The sequence below is a fragment of the Arcicella rosea genome, from assembly GCF_040543805.1.
GTDB classification, from domain to species: Bacteria; Bacteroidota; Bacteroidia; order Cytophagales; family Spirosomataceae; genus Arcicella; species Arcicella rosea.
The window spans coordinates 1-20,442 of record NZ_JBEUMS010000003.1 but is presented as its reverse complement, the minus strand read 5'-3'; the positions used below and the strand labels follow the sequence as shown (position 1 = coordinate 20,442).

Here is a 20,442-nt window from a genome sequence, read left to right as displayed (position 1 = left end):
ATGCGTCAATATTCAAAAAAAACCTTCGTTTGGATTGCTTGGATGTGGATGATTTTTTTTCTGATGCCAACATTTGAAGGTGTTCACGAATATACTAAAGGACTCGACCCCTCTTGGTGTATTGCATTGAAAGTTGCGATTGAAAATAAATTTCGTTTCGGACAGGATTTCTTGTTTACTTATGGCCCTTTGGGTTTTTTAAATACAGGTTATATTCCAAGTGGTTTTGTTTATCAACTCGTTTCTTTTCTAGTTCATTTATTAATACAAGTCGGTTTTGTTGTATTAATCATTGAAATCGTAAAAAAGTCAGCATCAAAAGTGATTGCATTGTTTTTTGCTGGGCTGTGTTTTTTTCCTTATCGTTTTGTAGGAGATTTATCATTTACCTTATTGATTCTTCAAATAGGATTTTTGTTACTCTTTTTACAAAATAAGAAAATTTACAGTTTAGGTATCGTTACAATCATTACGATTATTGCCTTTTTTATTAAACTGAATTTAAGCCTAGCGATGCTAGTAATATGGTTCGGTTCGTTATTGTTCTTTGTTTTAAGGCGTTATTTAACAATAAAGTTTGCCACAGTTTTAGCAAGTTCGACTATCGTACTGATGTTAATACTGGCATTTATATTACAAACTGATATTTTGATTTACCTGACATCAGGTGTAAAATTAATTGATGGATATATAGATGCTCAGGCTGTGATGAACGATATTAATGGAATTAGGCTTGTTTTAGCTTTATTGGCATTATTGGTGATAATATCTCTGTTTCTAGGAATTTGTTGGGATTATCTACCATTCAAAGTGAACAATAAGGAATTAATTGCAGACCGTTTCTATGTGATTTGTTTGATAGCAATGTCTTTGTTTTTGAGTTATAAACAAAGTTTTGCTTCTTTATCATCAACCAATTTATATGGTTTTTTCTTGTTTTTTCCAGTAATGATAGGGTTAATCTTATTGGTTGAAAACAGCAAAAAAATACAGATAAAAGTAATCGTTTTGATTCTCTGTAGTCTTTTGTTTAGAAATGCGATTCATTGGTACTGGACGGGCAATTTAAGAGATTACGTATTTTCAGCTTTGCCAACAGCTAAGAAAGACTTAGGAAATTGGCAACACCGAGAATCCACTCTTGAAGGCATCGGTACTTTTATCAGTACTTCTTCGGTAGTAAGATTTTTTAGTCATTCATTTGATGATGAAAATATTACTTATACCAAAGAAGATGTCCTTGAAAGAAGTTTCCCCCATTCGGTAAATGAGTATTTGAGTAAAGGAACAGTTGATATTTTGCCTTGGGAAATATCTTATATTATGGTTAATAAACTAAAGTATAATCCAAGACCCATTGTGCAAACTTATCAGGCATATTCTGGTTACTTAGATAGTTTGAATGCCCAGAAGTATCAATCTGCTACGGCTCCAGATTATTTATTATATCAGGAATTTCCTTACAGAGAACAGTACTTTTTTTGGGATGAAGACAGAACAAAACTGAGTATGCTTGCCAATTACAAAGTTGTTGATACACTTGCCGTTAAACAATCTGTAGGTTACGACAGTCTGTTGGTTTTAAAGCAAAATATGAACAAGAAAACAGTTCAGTACAATCTGGCGAAAAAAGTTACAGTAAAGACTTTTGAGAAGATTGACATGCCTGATTCAGATGAATTACTTTTTGTAAAATTCAACCTGAAATATTCTTTGTTCGGACAAGTTACCAGATTAGCTTTTCAGCCACCTTATTTGTTTGTGAACTTTGTTTATGACGATAATCGTGTAGAAAGGTTTAGAGTAATTCCATCGGTATTAAAAGGAGGAGTTATTGCCAATATTAAAGTAAAGAGTTTTTCAGATGCTAGTACCTTTTTTAATACTAAAGGTTTGAAAAACACCAAGATTAAATCAATTCAATTAGATAGTCCTTATCAATGGGGCTTCAGTGATTCTACTGAGATTTCGATTGAAAAAGTAATATTTTAATAGTTTTCATCTGATTGATAATTAATTGAACGTCAATAAAATACATTCTTATATGTCATTCAAAAAGAATAGAAAATTAAACAGTGAGTTCTCTAAGGTAACCATTTCATTGGCGTCACCTGAGTCGATTCTTGAAGGATCACACGGAGAAGTTACTCAACCGGAAACAATCAACTATAGAACTTACAAACCAGAAATGGGTGGTTTGTTCTGTGAGCGTATTTTCGGACCTACAAAAGACTGGGAATGTCACTGTGGGAAATATAAACGTATTCGTTATAAAGGTATCATCTGCGACCGTTGTGGTGTAGAAGTTACTGAGAAAAAAGTACGTCGTGAGCGTATGGGACACATCGAATTAGTTGTGCCTGTTGCCCACATCTGGTACTTCCGTAGCTTACCAAACAAAATTGGTTACTTGTTAGGTCTTTCTACAAAAAAACTTGACCAAGTAATTTATTACGAAAGATACGTAGTTGTTCAAGCTGGGGTTAAAGCTGAAGATGGTGTTAACAAAATGGACTTCTTAACAGAAGACGAATATTTGGACATTATCGACAAATTACCTCGTGAAAACCAATTATTACCAGACGAAGACCCTCAGAAATTCATTGCTAAGATGGGTGCTGAGGCTTTGGATATGTTGTTGAAACGTACTGAATTAGATAATTTATCTTATGACTTACGTCACTCGGCAGCAAACGATACTTCTCAACAACGTAAGGCTGAAGCCTTGAAACGTTTGAAAGTAGTTGAAGCTTTCCGTGAAGCGGGTACTCGTATCGAGAACAAGCCTGAATGGATGGTTATCAAAATGGTACCAGTAATTCCACCAGAATTGCGTCCGCTTGTACCTTTAGATGGTGGTCGTTTTGCGACTTCGGATTTGAACGACCTTTACCGTCGTGTAATTATCCGTAACAACCGTTTGAAGCGTTTGATCGAAATCAAAGCGCCAGAAGTAATCTTGCGTAACGAAAAGCGTATGTTACAAGAGGCTGTCGATTCATTATTCGATAACTCACGTAAAATCAATGCTGTTCGTTCAGAAGGTAACCGTGCTTTGAAATCACTTTCAGATATGTTGAAAGGTAAGCAAGGACGTTTCCGTCAGAACTTACTAGGTAAACGTGTCGATTACTCTGGTCGTTCGGTAATTGTGGTTGGTCCTGAATTGAAAATGCACGAATGTGGTTTGCCAAAAGATATGGCTGCCGAGCTTTTCAAACCATTTGTTATCAGAAAATTGATTGAAAGAGGTATCGTAAAAACGGTAAAATCTGCCAAGAAAATTGTTGATAGAAAAGACCCAGTAGTTTGGGATATTTTGGAAAACGTAATGAAAGGACACCCTGTTCTTCTAAACCGTGCTCCAACACTTCACCGTTTGGGTATTCAGGCATTCCAACCTAAATTAATTGAAGGAAAAGCAATCCAATTGCACCCATTAACTTGTACGGCATTCAACGCCGATTTTGATGGTGACCAGATGGCGGTACACGTACCACTTGGACAAGAAGCAATTTTGGAAGCATCTCTTTTAATGTTAGGTTCGCACAATATCTTGAACCCAGCCAACGGAGCGCCTATTACTGTACCTTCACAAGATATGGTTCTTGGTTTATACTACGTAACTAAAGGACGTAGACATACACCAGAATATGAAGTGAAAGGTGAAGGCATGAAGTTCTACGGTTTCGAAGAAGTTGTAATTGGGATGAACGAAGGTGTTGTTTCTAAACACGCTAATATTGAAGTAAAAGCGAAAGTGCGTAAAGAAGATGGTACTTTGGTTGACGAAATGGTGAAAACTGTTGCTGGCCGTGTATTGTTCAACCTTTGCGTTCCTGAAGAAGTAGGATATATCAATGAATTGTTGACTAAGAAGAAATTGCAACAAATCATTGCTACGGTATTTAAAATCTCTGGAGTTGCTCGTACTGCGAAATTCTTAGATGATATTAAAGACTTAGGATACCAAATGGCATTCAAAGGTGGTCTTTCAATGGGTATCGGTGACATCATCGTTCCTGAAGAAAAAGCTGCTTTGGTTGCGCAAGCAAAAGATAGAGTATCTGAAGTAACAGATAACTATTTGATGGGTTTAATTACAGATAACGAACGTTATAATGCTGTAATTGACATTTGGACATCAGTAAACAAGAAAATTACTGATACTTTGATGAATCAAATGGAGAACGACAAACAAGGTTTCAATGCCATCTATATGATGATGCACTCTGGAGCTCGTGGTTCTCGTGAACAGATTCGTCAGTTAGGTGGTATGCGTGGTTTGATGGCGAAACCTCAGAAGAACTTACAAGGTTCGGTTGGTGAAATCATCGAAAACCCAATCCTTTCTAACTTTAAAGAAGGTCTTGACGTATTAGAGTACTTTATCTCTACTCACGGTGCTCGTAAAGGTCTTGCCGATACAGCCTTGAAAACTGCCGATGCGGGTTATTTAACTCGTCGTTTGCATGACGTTGCTCAAGATGTAATTGTAAATGAAGAAGATTGCGGTACTTTAAGAGGTATCCAAACTTCAGCATTGAAAGATAACGAAGAAATCATTGAACCATTATCAGAACGTATCTTGGGTCGTGTATCTATCCATGATGTGTATGATCCTGTTACTGGTAAATTATTAATCACAGCAGGTGAAGAAATCAGCGAAGAGGCAGCTCTTTCTGTAGATGATACTGCGATTGATTCAATCGAAATTCGTTCGGTATTAACTTGCGAAACTCGTTATGGAGTTTGTGCTAAATGTTATGGACGTAACCTTTCAACAGGTAGAATGGTAAGTATCGGTGAAGCTGTAGGTGTAATTGCATCGCAGTCAATTGGTGAACCGGGTACGCAGCTTACACTTCGTACATTCCACGTTGGGGGTACTGCTCAAAACGTAACGTTGGATGCAGCTATCAAAGCGAAATTCGACGGTATCATTAAATTTGAAGAGATGCGTACAGTTTCTTCGGTTGACCCAGAAGGAAAACCAGTTGAAATTGTAATGGGTCGTTCAGGTGAGGTTCAAATTTTGAATGCTAATAATCCTCAACAAGTATTTATCGCTAATAACGTTCCTTACGGTTCTTATTTGAGAGTTAAAGACGGACAGACGATTACTAAAGGTGAAGAAATTTGTGCTTGGGATCCATATAACGCTGTAATCTTATCGGAAGTTGAAGGTACTATTCAATTCGATGCTATCGAAGAAAATGTTACTTACAAGGAAGAAGCCGATGAGCAAACAGGTTTACGTGAGAAGGTAATTATCGAATCGAAAGATAAAACTAAAAACCCTGCAATCTTGGTTGTTGTGAAAGGTGCTGATGAACCAGTAGCTTACAACGTACCAGTAGCGGCACGTTTATCAGTAGAAAACAAAACGAAAATTAAACCGGGACAAATCTTGGCGAAAATTCCTCGTGCTGCTGGTAAAACTCGTGATATTACGGGTGGTCTTCCACGTGTAACGGAATTATTTGAAGCACGTAACCCATCTAACCCAGCAGTAGTTTCTGAGATTGACGGTGTTATTACTTTAGGAGGTATCAAACGTGGTAACCGTGAAATTTATGTACGTGCTAAAGATGGTGGCGAACGTAAATACTTGGTGCCATTGTCTAAACACATCCTTGTTCAAAATAATGACTTTGTGCGTGCTGGTGTACCACTTTCAGATGGTGCTATTACGCCTTCAGATATTTTGGCTATTAAAGGACCAACTGCTGTACAAGAGTACTTAGTAAATGAAATCCAAGACGTTTACCGTCTGCAAGGTGTGAAGATTAACGATAAGCACATCGAGGCTATCGTTCGTCAGATGATGCAGAAAGTAATCATCGTTGAATCTGGAGATACAATGTTCTTGAACGGACAAAATGTTGATAGATTCTTATTCCGTGAGGAAAACGATAAAATCATGGATAAGAAAGTAGTTATGGATGCAGGTGATTCTGATAAAATGAAAGTAGGTATGATTGTTTCTGCTCGTGCTTTGCGTGACGAAAACTCTTCATTGAAACGTCGTGATATGAAGATTGTTACAGTACGTGATGCTTCACCAGCGGTTTCTCAACCAAACTTACAAGGTATCACTCAAGCATCTTTAGGAACTGACTCATTCATTTCTGCGGCTTCTTTCCAAGAAACAACGAAAGTATTATCTGAAGCATCTATCCGTGCAAAAGCTGATACATTAGATGGCTTGAAAGAAAACGTAATTGTTGGTCACTTAATCCCAGCGGGTACAGGTGTTCGTAAATATGCTGATTACGTGATTACTTCTAAAGAAGAATTACAACAAGTTGAAACAGCTAAAGAAGCCAAAGCCCAAGAAAAGGTTGGAGGTTATCGTAAAGCTCGTTGGATTGTGTAATCTAATTTTGTAGCAATATAAAAAATGCCCTTTGATTCATTTCAGAGGGCATTTTTTTTTGATTTGAAGACTTTATTTTAGACTTGAAGACTGAAAGATGTAGGAAGCAAGACACAAGATTTTGACTTTAAGATTTGTTCTTCATTGAACAAAACCACTTCAAGTAAACTCTAATGTACTCAGAGTGCTCTACAAGACCACTTTGAGTGAACTCTAATACACTCGGAGTGCTCTACAAGACCGCTTCTAGTGAACTCTAATGCACTCAGAGTGCTCTACAAGACCGCTTCGAGTGAACTCTAATACACTCAGAGTGCTCTATAAGACCGCTTCGAGTGAACTCTAATGCACTCAGAGTGCTCTATAAGACCACTTTAAGTGAACTCTAATGCACTCAGAGTGCTCTACAAGACCGCTTCGAGTGAACTCTAATACACTCGGATTGCTCTATAAGACCGCTTCGAGTGAACTCTAATGTAAATTTTGACTGACAACCGAAGACCAAAGACCAAAAGCTGTCAGCTTAATATCTCTTAATTTGCTCCATAATCTTAATTTGCTCCAATACTTCTTCTGGTTTTACCAAAAGTTCAGCTTTTCCAGTAATGGCTTCATAAAGATTTTGGAAAAGTATTCCCCAATCGCCTTTTAGGGTTTCTATCGTTCCTCTGAAATGCAAACCGTTGATGTCTGTATTAATAATGCCCGAATTACTTTCTGGTTCAATGCCGAAAGTATCCATATTTGGCATGATGCCCGCTTTTAAATGGTCTTCTTGTACATCTATTCCATACTTTACGAAAGAACCTTTTGTACCGTACAAAATATATCGTGGACCTTCTTCACGCACTAATAAACTTGATTTTAAAGTAACTTTTAGCTTTCCATAATTGAGTCTAATATCAAAAGAATCATCAATTTCAGAACCTATTCTTTCCGTACAGGTTTCACCCCAAACTTTTTCTGGTGTACCAAAAAGCACAATTGCTTGGTCGATAATATGTGAACCTAAATCATACAAAATACCGTTAGCAGCATTGTTGGTTTCTTTCCATTTCTTGGCATTTAAAATTGGTTTGTAGCGGTCGAAATGCACTTCATAGCTTAATAAATCACCCAATAAACCATCTTCAATTACTTTTTTTACTGTCATAAAATCGCTATCAAAACGACGATTTTGGTAAATAGAGATAATTTTACCTCTTTCTTTCGATAATTGAATCAATTCTTCGGCTTGTTCAGCGGTTGCTGTGAAAGGTTTTTCGACCAACACATGCTTATCCGCCAACAAACATTTTTTAGCAAATTCGTAATGTGTAGCGTTTGGCGAACAAATACTTACCAAGTCGATAGAATCGTCGGCTAATACTTCTTCCAAACTTTTCATTACTTCAACAGCAGGAAAATATTCTTTTGGATTTTGACTATTCGAAACAATCGTTTTAAGATTGAAATTAGGATTTACCGAGAAAAATGGGGCTTGGAGGTATCTACCTGATAAACCAAAACCAATGAGCGCAACATTGAGCATTATTTATTGGGAGTCTGTTTATAAATTTATTCTAACAAAATAAGCATAAAACTAGTAAAGTTTACTGGATATTGCCTTGTCTATCATCGCTAGTTTTGATTCATCTATACCTCATTTGCTAAATTATCAGACAATTAGCTGATATTTCATTATGGTTCTCGTAAATTTGTAGTCTTATAACAAAACGATAATAAAGAACTTTAAAAATAACGGTGTAACCAATGTTAAATCTCGTCTTATTCGGCCCTCCAGGTGCAGGTAAAGGAACACAGTCAGCTAAATTAATTGAAAAGTATCAGTTAGTACATATTTCTACAGGGGATATGTTTCGCATGCACATTTCTAATAATACTGAACTAGGGCAACGTGTGAAACAAATCTTAGCTGATGGGCTTTTAGTACCAGATTCGGTGACGATAGATATGTTAGAAGAAGAAGTAAAGAATAATCCTGAGGCAAAAGGCTTTATCTTTGACGGCTTTCCACGTACTGTAACACAAGCAGAAGCATTAGATGCTTATTTGACCAAAAACGGACAAAAAATTAATGGTGTAGTTCAGTTAGATGTTAACGAAGACGAAATCAAAAATAGAATTGCTGAAAGACAAAAAGTATCAGGTCGTGCAGATGACGATGCTGATAAATTGTTGAAGCGTATCGACGAATACTTCTCTAAAACTGTTCATGTTTTACCATATTACGATGCCCAAGGCAAAGTATCAAAAGTAAATGGAATCGGAAATATCGAAGAAATTTTTACTAATATCTGTACTGCAATTGATGCAGTAAAATAATTTATCTGTGGGTTATTTGTAGTGATTTTATATTGCTAGAAGTAACCCATTTTTAAATCAATCAATAATATCCAAAATATCATGGCATCCAACTTCATTGACTACGTAAAAATTAACGTCCGTTCGGGCCACGGAGGAAGCGGCTCTAGCCATTTCCGTCGTGAAAAACACGTACCTAAAGGTGGTCCAGATGGTGGTGATGGCGGTCGTGGAGGACACGTTGTTCTGAGAGGAAACTCACAACACTGGACTTTACTCCACCTAAAATACCAAAAACATATTTTTGCTAAAGACGGAAAAGGTGGCGAAGGCGGACGACGTTCGGGGCTTCAAGGAGAAGATGCAATTATCGAAGTACCATTAGGAACGATTGTAAAAGACCCAGAAACGGGTGAAGTATTAGCAGAAGTTACTAAACACGACGAAGAGGTAATTTTATTAAAAGGTGGAAGAGGCGGTTTAGGGAATACCAATTTTAAATCATCAACAAATCAAGCTCCACACTATGCACAGCCGGGTGAAATAGGCGAAGACATGTGGGTAGTTTTAGAACTTAAAGTATTAGCTGACGTAGGTTTGGTAGGTTTCCCAAATGCAGGAAAGTCAACTCTACTTTCAGTAATGTCGGCAGCTACTCCAGAAATTGCAGATTATCCTTTTACAACGCTAACACCGAATTTAGGTGTGGTAGCTTACCGAAATTTTAAGTCATTTATCATGGCTGATATTCCCGGGATTATCGAAGGTGCTGCTGAAGGTAAAGGCTTAGGAACTAGATTTTTAAGACATATCGAACGAAATTCTATTTTGTTGTTTTTAGTACCTGCTTCGGTAGAAAACATCGAAGAAGAGTATTTGATTCTTCTCAATGAATTAAAGCAATATAACCCTGCTTTGTTGGATAAAGAAAGAATTTTGGCAGTCTCTAAAATGGACTTAGTTGAATCTGACGAACACAGAGAAAGAATCATTAAGCAAATTCCAGAGAATTTACCTTATATCATGATTTCTTCAGTGATGCAACAAGGCTTGGTAGAATTGAAAGATTTATTGTGGACAACTTTACAGAATGCTCAACCACCAGTAGAAAAAGCTACTGAAGATGTTGAACAACTCGAAAGTGATTCTGAGTAAAAATATTTTATAATCTACATTTCAGATAATATGAATGAAATGTAGATTATTATAGTACCCATCAACTCCATTTGATTACAGCATCCGTTTGTAACAAAAGCAATCAACTCAATAACTATGAAAACAAGCTGTTCATATCTTTTAATGATTTGGTTGATCCTATCATTAAAGGTATCGTCTGCACAAACTCCAACAATTACTGCTGCTGGTGTTTATACTTGTACTGGTACAGGAACTTCTAAACTCACTTTACCAAGTGGCTATGTTGTTTATGAATGGTATAATGCCAGTAATGTTTTAGTTGCTTCAACACAAACCTATCTTGCCACACCCGGAACTTACACGGCAAAAGTGAAACAAACTGCGCTTGGTTCTTATATTTCAGTAAGTGCTTTTACGGTTACGCAGATTGTTCCTACTGGTCCAACGGTTACTCCACCGAGCGATGTTGTAACGGCAGTTTGTGGCACAAGTACTAGAAATATTGTAGCCAGTGGAGCAACTAATTATGATTGGAAAAGAGATGGAACAGCTTTAAGCATCACCACAGCAACTTTATCAGTTGCAGGAACTTCTGTGACAACAGCGGGTACTTATTCTTACACAGTTTCAACAACTAATAGTACAACAGGTTGTACATCAACAAGTACAGCTGTTAGTTTAAAGGTTTCTCCGAAGCCCACAACACCAGTAATTTCAGCTTTGAGTCCAAATCTAATTTGTGGAACTGATACAAAAATATTAACGGCAACAACTGGCGGAACTTCTTATGTTTGGAAGCGAGATGCAACAGTATTGGGTTCAACCACAAATACTTTGTCTGTTACTGGGAATGATGTTTCGCTTGCAGGAACTTATACTTATAAAGTAGCTCTTCAAAACTCAGTTGGTTGTGCATCCGATACTTCTGTGGCTGTTAGTTTAAAAGTTTCGCCCAAACCAGCTACGCCCGTAATTTCAGCTTTGAGTCCCAATCTAATTTGTGGAACTGATACAAAAACATTAACAGCAACGACAGGCGGAACTTCTTATGTTTGGAAGCGAGATGCAACTACTCTTGGTTCAACGATTAATACTTTAGCAGTATCAGGGAATGATGTTTCTACGGCTGGAACTTACAACTATAAAGTAGTTTATCAAAACTCTGTTGGTTGTACTTCTGATACTTCAGTAGCTGTAAGTTTAAGCGTTTCGCCCAAACCAGCTACACCCGTAATTTCGCCTGTAAGTTCTAGCTTGATTTGTGGAACAGAAACAAAAACGTTAACTGCTACCAGTGGTGGAAGTTCATATACATGGAAAAGAGACGGAACAGTAATGGGTTCAACGACCAATAGTTTAGCTATTAGTGGAGCAAGCCTTATTACGGCAGGAGTTTATAAGTATAAAGTAGTCCTTATCAATGCAGTTGGCTGTGCCTCTGACACTTCTGCGGTCATCAATCTAACATATTCTCCGAAGCCAGTAACGCCAATTATTTCGCCAGTAAACCCTAATTTAATTTGTGGAACTAATACAACAACTTTAACCGCTACGAGTGGTGGTGCTTCTTATATTTGGAAACGTGACACTACCACACTAAGTGCCGTAATCAATACTTTATCAGTTAAAGGAACAGACGTTTTAGTAGCAGGTACTTATAATTATAAAGTTGTTCTAAAAAATGCTGTGGGCTGTTTCTCAGATACTTCGGTAGCGATTAGTTTAAAAGTTTCTCCGAAGCCTGCTACTCCAGTGATTTCATCTGTAAGTCCAAACTTAGTTTGCGGAACAGAAGTAAAAACTTTAACCGCTACAAGTGGCGGTGCTTCTTATGTTTGGAAACGAGATACCACAACATTAGCTTCAACAATTAATACATTATCAGTTAAAGGAACGGATGTTTTAACGGCTGGTACTTATAGTTATAAAGTTGTTTTGAAAAATGCAGTTGGCTGTGTTTCTGATACTTCAGTTATACTTAGTTTAAAGGTTTCACCGAAACCTGTTAAACCTGTTATTGCTCCAGTTGATACCAATGCGATTTGTGGAATAAGTACTAAAACACTTACAGCAACAACGGGTGGTACTTCATATATTTGGAAACGAGATACTACTACTTTGTCTTCAAAAATAAATGCTTTAATCGTTACGGGTAATGATGTGTTAAAAGCAGGTACTTATTTGTACAGAGTAATATTACAGAACTCAGTTGGTTGTTTCTCAGATACTTCGGTAGCTGCCAGTTTAAAAGTTTCCCCAAAACCAGCTACACCAGTCATTACTACTCCAAGTTCAACCTTGATTTGTGGTTCAGAAACTAAAACCTTAACGGCTACCAGTGGTGGAAGTTCATATATTTGGAAACGTGGAGCAACCATTCTTTCATCAAAAGTCAATACCTTAACTGTTGCAAGAACCGATGTGAGTACAGACGGTACTTTTAATTTTACAGTTACGTTAAAAAACGTAGTTGGCTGTGTATCTGATACTTCAGCAGTACAAGCTTTAGTACTTTCAGTTAATCCTGCAAAACCTACTATCACTGCTGGAGGCGTGACTACTTTTTGTGAAGGTGGAAGTGTTGTTTTAACTTCTTCTTATACTAGTAATGGCAATGTTTGGAGTAGAATAAATGGAACAGACATACAAACTTCTGGGGTAAATGGCATTACAGTAACGGCAAGCGATACTTATACAGTCAAAGCAAAAAATATCTATAGTTGTTTTTCGGTTTCGTCTGAACCTCAGATTGTTACAGTAAATGCAAATCCAAGCCCACCAGTTATATTAGAAGGAACGGCAGTTAGTATTTGTAATCTTGACAGTACAGTATTGAATGCAAACAATAAAGGGAATGGGATATATTCATGGAATAATGGAAAGAAAACAAAAAGTATCACGGTAAATACTGCTGGAAACTATAGTTTAACTTATACTGATGGAAATACTTGTACTTCTGCGGCATCATTAATAACTGTGTTGACGGTAAATCCTTTGCCTGCGAAGCCAACGATTACTGCTAGTCGCCCACTTGAATTTTGTGATGAAGATTTCACTACGTTGAAGTCATCGGTTTCATCAGGCTATATTTGGAGTAATGGACAAACAAGTGCTCAAATTGATGTAAAAGTTTCCTCTATCGTTTCTGTAGTAGCTGTTTCTGATAAAGGTTGTAAGTCAAAAGATGCTTCAAATCCAGTAACTGTGGTGGTAAATCCTTTACCGAATACTCCAACTGTTTTAGCGAATGGGCCATTAATTTTCTGTCCAGATTCTACCGTTACTTTGTCGTCTTCGGTAATTGGAAGTGAATATATTTGGACGAATACTCTTAATAGTACAGTGTTCAATAAAACACAATCTGTTGTTATTGCAGAGCCGGGAGAGTATGCTGTTCAGGCTATTAGTGTTAAAAAGTGTGTTTCTAAAATATCGAAAAGTGTTAAAATAAATGTACGTGAGGCACCTCAACCAGCTAGTATTTTGGCATCGCCAATTGCTACTTTTTGCAAAGGGGGAAATGTTACTTTAAGAGCGTTGATTGCCAACGGAAATGTTGACCGATATAGTTGGAGAAATGAAGATAATCAGAAAGAAATCGCCACGACTTCAGCTATCACAACTGATACTTCTGGAAGATATTCTGTCAAAGTAAGAGATACTTTTGGCTGTTTTTCAGCCTATTCAAAAGTATTGAAAGTAACAGTAAATCCATTGCCGAATAAACCTACTTTAACAATTGTTCGCCCTAAGATTTTCTGTGATGGCGACAGTACTTTATTGCAAGCAAGTTTACCAAGTACAACCACAAATGGTAGCAAAAATATCTATCAATGGACAGTTGATGGACAATTACAAAGTAATATCAACGGAAGAACTTTTATTTGGAAAAAAGCAAATTCAATCGGAGTAACAGTGATTGATACAAATGGTTGTAAATCTGTCGCAAGCTCTGATACGATAAAAACAACAGTTAATCCATTACCTTCAGCACCGTCTATTACTATCAAAGGTTCAAACCCTTTTTGTGCGGATAAAAATGTTGTTTTAACAGCCATCGGTGTGCAAGCGAATAGTTATAAATGGAGTATTTCATCAAGTACTAGCAGTACAATTACGGTAAATACGGCTGGAAATGTAACGGTTCAGGCGGTAAGTGCTTTTGCATGTCTTTCTAAACCATCTCAACCAATTATTTTAAATATTTATCCATTGCCAGTCGCTCCGCAGATTGCTAATGTTTCAAGTACTGTATTTTGCGATGGCGAAAGTGTTACTTTATCTACGGTAAATTCGAATAAAGCTTATTGGTTTAAAAGTACTAACGATTCTCTTGGGACGGGGTCAAATAATACGATTGCTATCAATAAATCAGGGAATTATTTTGCTAGAGTAGAGGATAAGAATTCATGTTTTTCAGCTCCTTCTAATAGCATCACGGTTGATGTACGTGCACTTCCAACGATGCCAGTTATTTCACAAGCTGGAGCTTTCTATTTAGAAGCACAAAGCTCTGGTGATGAAGAAGGCTATATTTGGAAGTACAATAACGAAGTCCAAAAGAGCTTTATCACAAAAACTATTAAAGTAAAGAAAGATGGTGATTATCAAGTACAGGCAAGTGTCGTGTATAATCAAGTAGCCTTACCGGGTGGAAAATTGATGTGCTATTCGAAACCATCAAATGTGTATAAATATACGCAAGATTTAAGTTTTGAAGGAGTAAATGTTTATCCTAATCCAAGTGCTTCTGGCGATATTACGATTCAAGTGGTGGAAGACTTAGTAGGTGCCGAATTAATAGTATATACTATGGAAGGAAAAATCATTGAAGAATTTAAAATTGGGAAATTCGATACGCCCAAAACGATAAAGCTGACGGGTTCAATCGGAAATGTTTATTACATTAAACTAAAAACAGATAGTTTTGAAAAAGTGAAGAAAGTATTAGTGATGAACTAAGTATAGCAACTCGAAATAAAAAAGCCTTTTAATTCAAATCAAGAATTAAAAGGCTTTTTATTTTATATATCGCAAATTAAAACACCTTGTTTTAATGAAGCAATTTTATCAGCTTTTGCTGGAATAAACTCTTGTCCAACGAAACCTTTATAACCAGTATCAACAATCGCTTTCATGATAGCTGGGTAATATAATTCTTGGCTATCGTCAATTTCATTTCTTCCCGGAACGCCACCAGTGTGGTAATGAGAAATGTATTGATGATATTTTTTAATCGTTGCAATTACGTCCCCTTCCATGATTTGCATGTGATAAATATCATAAAGCAATTTGAATTTATCAGAACCAACCATTTCGCATAAAGCAGCGCCCCAATCAGTATGGTCACATTGATAATCTTTGTGATTTACTTTAGAGTTCAACAGCTCCATCGTGATAGTTACATCATGTTTTTCGGCTGTTTTCATGATTCTTTGCAAACCTTTTTTACAATTAATCAATCCATCTTCATCACTTAAACCATTTCTGTTTCCAGAAAAAGTAATTAGGTTTTTAATACCAGCTTTAGCCGCTTTCGGAATTAAATCTTCATACAAAGCCACTAAAGCATCATGATTTTTAACATTGTTGAAACAGCTTGTTAAACCCATGCCATTTCCCCAGTTGTTAGCCTCTGGCCAACCCATAGCAGATGTCAAATCATATTTTTTTAAGATTTCCCATTCCGAAGGTCCAGTCAATTCAAGACTTTGCATTCCGATTTCTTTCGCAGATTTACATAAATCTTCAAAAGGAATAGATGAATAACACCAACGGCAGGCAGAGTGATTTACTCGACCTTTTAATGCGGCACCTATCTGTGTGTCTGCCGCTTCAATGCGATTGCTGAGCGAAGAAGTAAGCATGGTTGCAGTTACCGCACCGACTCCCTGTAGAGCCGCTCGGCGTGAAAAAGTTTTTTCCATAGTTTATATTATTCCTGATTTGAACCTAAAGAGTATAGCTGAAAGAATTAATACTCAAATTCTATGAAATTTAGGATATTTTTTTGAAAAAACAATCCTGATAACCTCTGTTGATTTACGAAAAGGATAATAAAAAAAGGCTTTCTAACAAGATATTAATGTTTTTAATACCTGATAGAAAGCCTTTTATGGAAATTGTACCACAAATTATTGATTCCAAGTTTTCATTAAATGTAAAGTTTCGTAAGCGGCTTTTTGATTGTATTCAAAAGCCAAGCTTTTATAATTTACTAAATCGACAATTGTACCGATAAAGCATAAACCGCCCGTAAAGAAATAAAGTATTCCCATTCCGATTTGGTCTGTCAAGAATCTTTGAATACCAGCAAAACCAAAGAAACCAACCACTGTTGTTACTAAAATAAGTGTGCTGTCACGGCGTTTGTTTTGATACATCATCACGAAGGTTTTTTGTTGGTCTTCTGAATAATCTTTGATTAAATTTTGGATAAACATGGCTTCCTCAGCTTCAAGGTTAGAAAGCATCATCATTAGGTTCGGATTCATAGTTTTGTATGTTTAAATGTTGGTAAGTATGTTTTTATTAAAGTAATAATTCTGTGAATAATGACAATCAAAGCGAAAATTCCAAGTGGATGGCTTTCAAATGATTGCTCTAAATTTCCGTGTAATAAAAACGAAATCGAATGCCCAATTCCGCAACCCGGACAAAATGAAAACCCTAAATTCTTTATCGGACAAAGCGTAAAATGATTTTCCAGTGGATTATCAAAAAATAGCCAGATTAAAGCACCTAGCCAGAAAATCAGTTCGATATTGAGTTTTCGTTTCATTGTGAATCAAAGGTGGATTGATTTTCTGAATATTGGCTATAATTATACACCAATTGTCTTTTTTATGGTTGGATACTTCGTTTTGAAGGATGAAAATATTTATACTTCTTAAATCAGAAAATTATGCAACATTATCAGAAACAAATATAAATACTTGTAATGTTGTAAATGTGTATCTTTGTGACAGCTATCAGCTTTGAGCCATGAGCTTTGAGCTGTCAGCTACCAATTACGATTTTATAATAAATCTCAAAGCAATGAGTTTTAGTTTTGAGATTTAAGCTGTCAGCTACCAATTACTATTTTACAATAAAGCTTACTTCTCAAAGCTCATAGCTCAAAGCTAAAAATGAAAAAAATACTCATACGCATATTTTGCCTTTTGATGGCCTTCCAAGTGCTTTTCGCAAGCGTTGGATTTGCTATGTATGAGCATCTTTGTAAAATTAGTGGTAAAAGTAAAGTTACTTATACGCAACCCAAACGTTCTTGTTGCGCCAGTAAAGCTAAGATGACTAATGGTTCATCTAAGACTACTATCAAAAGAGCCAAGTGTTGTTCTGATGCAGTTACGCATTATAAAATTACTCCTAATGCTTCGCAAGGAGTAAATGCAGATTTTCATTTTCCTGCTTTCGATTGGTTGGTAGAAACACCTGTTTTACCTACATTTGCTTGGGTTGCACAGTCGGTTTCTTTTAAAATCCCTCATTACTACAATACTGCTCCGCCTTTGTTTGGGCGAGAACGCCTTATTTTCATCCAGTCTTTCTTAATCTGATTTTTTGTTAGAATCTCAAACGTTATCTTTCAGGTAATTGCGTTATCTTATTATTGATAAATAAGCAAAAGCCTCTTCGTTTAAAAATTTTAACATCAAAAATCATGGATTCTACTGTTGTTTTAAAAAGACTCTCTGGATTTATTATCCTTATAATCAGTAATATAGTGTTTAGCTTTCAGGCTTTTTCTCAAAGTGGAGAAATTGTTCGTGGAATCGTTTTAGAAAAAAAATCTGACGGAAAAAAAGAAGCCATTATCGGTGCCACACTCCGTTGGCAGAATGCACAAAGAGGAACATCTTCCGACGAAAAAGGAGAATTCTCCTTATCAAAAGCTCCCCAAAACCATCAATTAATCGTTAGCTCAGTAGGATATAGAACTGATACGTTGATGGTTCATTCCTTAGAATTTTTAGAGATTTATCTCAATCCAGAAAATGCGGCTTTATCGGAAGTTGTTGTAAAAGCCGAAGCTACTTCAATGGATAGAATGAATCCTATTCATACCGAAATCATTACTTCAAAGGCTCTTGCCAAAGCGGCTTGCTGTAATTTATCCGAAAGTTTTGAAACCAATGCTTCTGTTTCTGTGAGTTATTCAGATGCCGTAACGGGAGCAAAACAAATCCAATTATTAGGTTTATCTGGCAATTATATCCAAACCAATGTTGAAAATATTCCTGCCATTCGTGGATTAAACAGCACTTTTGGTTTGAATTATATTCCCGGGACTTGGATTTCTTCGATTGATGTGGGCAAAGGTGCTGGTTCGGTAGTAAGTGGCTATGAGTCTATGACGGGGGCTTTGAATGTGGAATTAGCTAAACCCGATGTAGCCGAAAAATTGTATTTGAATACTTACATGAACAGTCAGGGTAGGGGAGAAATCAATTTGAATTTAGCCAATAAAATCAATGAAAAATGGTCTGTTGGTTTGCTTACGCACGCTAGTACTTTAAAAACTAAGTTAGACCAAAACAAAGATGGTTTTTTAGATTTACCACTTTACACTCAATACAACGCCATCAATCGTTGGAAGTATCAAAGTGATAAAATGATGGCTTCTTTTGGAATTAAAGCACTTTATGAAGACCGTCTGGGCGGACAAGTAAATTTTAATCCCGATACCGACCGCAATACTGCCAAAGCTTATGGTTTCGGAAGTACTACCAAACGCTATGAATTCTTTAGCAAAACTGCCAAACTCTATCAAACAAAGCCTTATCAAGGTTTAGGTTTTATCGTCAATGGTGTTTATCATGATAATGTTTCTTATTTTGGTTTTAAAAACTACTCGGGTACTCAGAAAGGTTTGTATGCTAACTTAATCTATCAAAACATTCTTGGAAATACCAATCATCAATACAAAGCTGGTTTAAGTTATTTGTTAGACGATTATAACGAAAAGTATCTTGATTCTACTTTCAAAAGAACCGAATCTGTCCCAGGTGCTTTTGTAGAATATACTGAAACCATTCCTGATAAATTAACGCTTGTTTTGGGTGGAAGAGTAGATTTTCATAACCTTTACGGAACAAGATTCACGCCTCGTGCGCATTTGAAGTATGATATTACCTCTGAAACACATCTTCGTTTAAGTGCAGGAAAAGGTTGGAGAATGCCCAATGCCATTGCCGAAAACTTCGGAATGTTAGTCAATTCCAGACAACTGTCTGTGCCAGAAGTTATTCGTCCAGAAGAATCTTGGAATTTCGGAGCGAGTTTAAGTAACGATTTTTATCTCTTTGGCAAAAAAGGAACTATCATTTTAGATGTGTATAGAACCAACTTCCAAAACCAATTAATCGTAGATATGGAAAATGCTGATTTAGTCCGTTTCTATAATTTAAAAGGTCGCTCGTTCTCGAATAGTTTTCAGGCAGAAGTAAATTATGCCCCAAGCAAACGCATCGAAACCAAATTGGCATATCGTTTATTTGATGTTCAAAATGATGTTTTAACCCCAACGGGTGAGCTTACTTTGTTGCCGAAACAGTTTGTCAACCGTGAAAGAGTATTATTCAACATTGCTTATGCTTTGCCTTACAATAAATGGAAATTTGATTTCACTTGGCAATGGAATGGCAAGCGTCGTATTCCTAATAGTACAGAAGGACACGTACATTCTGCTACTTCTCCAGAGGTTTTCGCTCCTGCTTTTTCAAATATTAATGCACAGGTTACGAAGGCTTTCTTGAAATGGGAAATGTATGTGGGTGGAGAAAACTTAAATAACTTTACACAAAGTAATCCGATTATTGCGGCGAATGACCCTTTCGGTAGAAATTTTGATGCCTCAATGGTTTGGGGACCAGTGATTGGGCGAATGGTTTATGTGGGGATGCGTTATAAAATTAAATAGGCTGTCATGAAATTATACATCAAAAATATGGTTTGTGACCGCTGTAAAATGGCGGTTAGCCAAATACTTACTCAGTTAAATATAGAAGTACAACAAATGGAACTGGGTGAAGTAACAATTAAACTGGATTTAGACGAAAATATTCAAAGTACTTTAGCAAAACAATTAGAAAATATTGGCTTTGAATTGTTGGATGATAAACGTAAAAAAATTGTTGAGAAGATAAAGAATGTAGTGATTGAAATGGTGCATCAATCAGATGCGGATGTCGATAAAATTACGCCTTCTTTTCTGATTTCAGAACGTGTTGGCAGAGATTATAAATATTTAAGTACCTTGTTTTCGGAGGTAGAAGGAAAGACGATAGAACAATATTTGATTTTCCAGAAGATAGAAAAAGTAAAAGAATTGTTAATTTACGATGAATTGACATTAAGCCAAATCGCCGACCAATTGCATTACAGCAGTGTTCAACATTTATCGAATCAGTTCAAAAAAGTAACGGGACTAACACCCAGTCGCTTTAAAGAATTGCAAAATCATAAAAGAAAAGCCATTGATGCGATTTAAGTAGTGATTGGTAAATAGTAATTTCCGCCTTCGATTTCTATGACAAAAACAAGGGAAATTTATCGGAATTTTCATATTTTTCTTTTCTTTGGACGACCGAAATAACTCGATGCAAAAGTTTAGCTTT

12 protein-coding genes are annotated in these 20,442 nt (G+C 36.4%); 8 read left to right on the top strand and 4 right to left on the bottom strand.

Going from position 1 to position 20,442, the window contains the following annotated elements; all coding sequences use genetic code 11:
- Nucleotides 1–1,992: a hypothetical protein gene (locus ABID42_RS04815; RefSeq protein WP_367282690.1), complete on the top strand. Its 1,992-nt coding sequence runs from the start codon at nucleotides 1–3 to the stop codon at nucleotides 1,990–1,992.
- A 52-nt stretch (nucleotides 1,993–2,044) separates the two neighbouring features.
- Nucleotides 2,045–6,379, top strand: a complete 4,335-nt coding sequence (gene rpoC, locus ABID42_RS04810; protein WP_323256688.1) for a DNA-directed RNA polymerase subunit beta' — start codon at nucleotides 2,045–2,047, stop codon at nucleotides 6,377–6,379.
- Nucleotides 6,380–6,902: 523 nt separating this feature from the next.
- Here rpoC and ABID42_RS04805 read toward each other — a convergent pair.
- Nucleotides 6,903–7,910 (bottom strand): Gfo/Idh/MocA family oxidoreductase, encoded by a 1,008-nt coding sequence (locus ABID42_RS04805; protein WP_367282689.1) that lies wholly within the window; start codon nucleotides 7,908–7,910, stop codon nucleotides 6,903–6,905.
- 221 nt (nucleotides 7,911–8,131) lie between these two features.
- Here ABID42_RS04805 and ABID42_RS04800 point away from each other — a divergent pair, with 221 nt between their 5' ends.
- From ABID42_RS04800 to ABID42_RS04790, 3 genes are all read left to right on the top strand, one after another.
- A complete protein-coding gene (locus ABID42_RS04800; RefSeq protein WP_323256686.1) occupies nucleotides 8,132–8,704 on the top strand; it encodes an adenylate kinase in 573 nt (190 codons plus the stop codon).
- Between the two features lie 78 nt (nucleotides 8,705–8,782).
- Entirely contained in the window at nucleotides 8,783–9,838 is a 1,056-nt protein-coding gene (gene obgE / locus ABID42_RS04795) for a GTPase ObgE (protein ID WP_367282902.1), read from the top strand.
- Between the two features lie 117 nt (nucleotides 9,839–9,955).
- Nucleotides 9,956–14,782: an Ig-like domain-containing protein gene (locus ABID42_RS04790; RefSeq protein WP_367282688.1), complete on the top strand. Its 4,827-nt coding sequence runs from the start codon at nucleotides 9,956–9,958 to the stop codon at nucleotides 14,780–14,782.
- 62 nt (nucleotides 14,783–14,844) lie between these two features.
- Here the strand turns inward: ABID42_RS04790 and ABID42_RS04785 are convergent, their stop codons facing one another.
- From ABID42_RS04785 to ABID42_RS04775, 3 genes are all read right to left on the bottom strand, one after another.
- The gene (locus tag ABID42_RS04785; RefSeq protein WP_323256682.1) at nucleotides 14,845–15,747 is read right to left on the bottom strand and encodes a hydroxypyruvate isomerase family protein; all 903 of its coding nucleotides are present in this window, start codon (nucleotides 15,745–15,747) and stop codon (nucleotides 14,845–14,847) included.
- A 207-nt stretch (nucleotides 15,748–15,954) separates the two neighbouring features.
- On the bottom strand, nucleotides 15,955–16,314 hold the full coding sequence (locus ABID42_RS04780; protein WP_367282687.1) for a TM2 domain-containing protein: 360 nt from the start codon (nucleotides 16,312–16,314) through the stop codon (nucleotides 15,955–15,957).
- On the bottom strand, nucleotides 16,311–16,601 hold the full coding sequence (locus ABID42_RS04775; protein ID WP_367282686.1) for a DUF2752 domain-containing protein: 291 nt from the start codon (nucleotides 16,599–16,601) through the stop codon (nucleotides 16,311–16,313). The genes ABID42_RS04780 and ABID42_RS04775 overlap by 4 nt, the downstream gene beginning before the upstream one ends.
- A gap of 349 nt (nucleotides 16,602–16,950) precedes the next feature.
- Between ABID42_RS04775 and ABID42_RS04770 the strand changes: the two genes are divergently transcribed.
- The 3 genes from ABID42_RS04770 to ABID42_RS04760 all read left to right on the top strand — a co-directional run bounded on the left by ABID42_RS04770 (nucleotide 16,951) and on the right by ABID42_RS04760 (nucleotide 20,315).
- Entirely contained in the window at nucleotides 16,951–17,382 is a 432-nt protein-coding gene (locus ABID42_RS04770; protein WP_367282685.1) for an HYC_CC_PP family protein, read from the top strand.
- 104 nt (nucleotides 17,383–17,486) lie between these two features.
- Entirely contained in the window at nucleotides 17,487–19,745 is a 2,259-nt protein-coding gene (locus tag ABID42_RS04765) for a TonB-dependent receptor (protein ID WP_367282684.1), read from the top strand.
- A gap of 6 nt (nucleotides 19,746–19,751) precedes the next feature.
- Complete coding sequence (locus ABID42_RS04760; protein WP_367282683.1) at nucleotides 19,752–20,315, top strand: helix-turn-helix domain-containing protein; 564 nt, start codon at nucleotides 19,752–19,754, stop codon at nucleotides 20,313–20,315.
- The last annotated feature ends 127 nt before the right edge of the window (nucleotides 20,316–20,442 follow it).

Excerpts from the sequence above, each read along its gene's own strand:
- ABID42_RS04815 (WP_367282690.1), top strand. The coding sequence starts at position 1 with ATGCGTCAATATTCAAAAAAAACCTTCGTTTGGATTGCTTGGATGTGG.
- rpoC (WP_323256688.1), top strand. The coding sequence starts at position 2,045 with ATGTCATTCAAAAAGAATAGAAAATTAAACAGTGAGTTCTCTAAGGTA.
- ABID42_RS04805 (WP_367282689.1), bottom strand. The coding sequence starts at position 7,910 with ATGCTCAATGTTGCGCTCATTGGTTTTGGTTTATCAGGTAGATACCTC.
- ABID42_RS04800 (WP_323256686.1), top strand. The coding sequence starts at position 8,132 with ATGTTAAATCTCGTCTTATTCGGCCCTCCAGGTGCAGGTAAAGGAACA.
- ABID42_RS04790 (WP_367282688.1), top strand. The coding sequence starts at position 9,956 with ATGAAAACAAGCTGTTCATATCTTTTAATGATTTGGTTGATCCTATCA.
- ABID42_RS04785 (WP_323256682.1), bottom strand. The coding sequence starts at position 15,747 with ATGGAAAAAACTTTTTCACGCCGAGCGGCTCTACAGGGAGTCGGTGCG.
- ABID42_RS04780 (WP_367282687.1), bottom strand. The coding sequence starts at position 16,314 with ATGAATCCGAACCTAATGATGATGCTTTCTAACCTTGAAGCTGAGGAA.
- ABID42_RS04775 (WP_367282686.1), bottom strand. The coding sequence starts at position 16,601 with ATGAAACGAAAACTCAATATCGAACTGATTTTCTGGCTAGGTGCTTTA.
- ABID42_RS04770 (WP_367282685.1), top strand. The coding sequence starts at position 16,951 with ATGAAAAAAATACTCATACGCATATTTTGCCTTTTGATGGCCTTCCAA.
- ABID42_RS04765 (WP_367282684.1), top strand. The coding sequence starts at position 17,487 with ATGGATTCTACTGTTGTTTTAAAAAGACTCTCTGGATTTATTATCCTT.
- ABID42_RS04760 (WP_367282683.1), top strand. The coding sequence starts at position 19,752 with ATGAAATTATACATCAAAAATATGGTTTGTGACCGCTGTAAAATGGCG.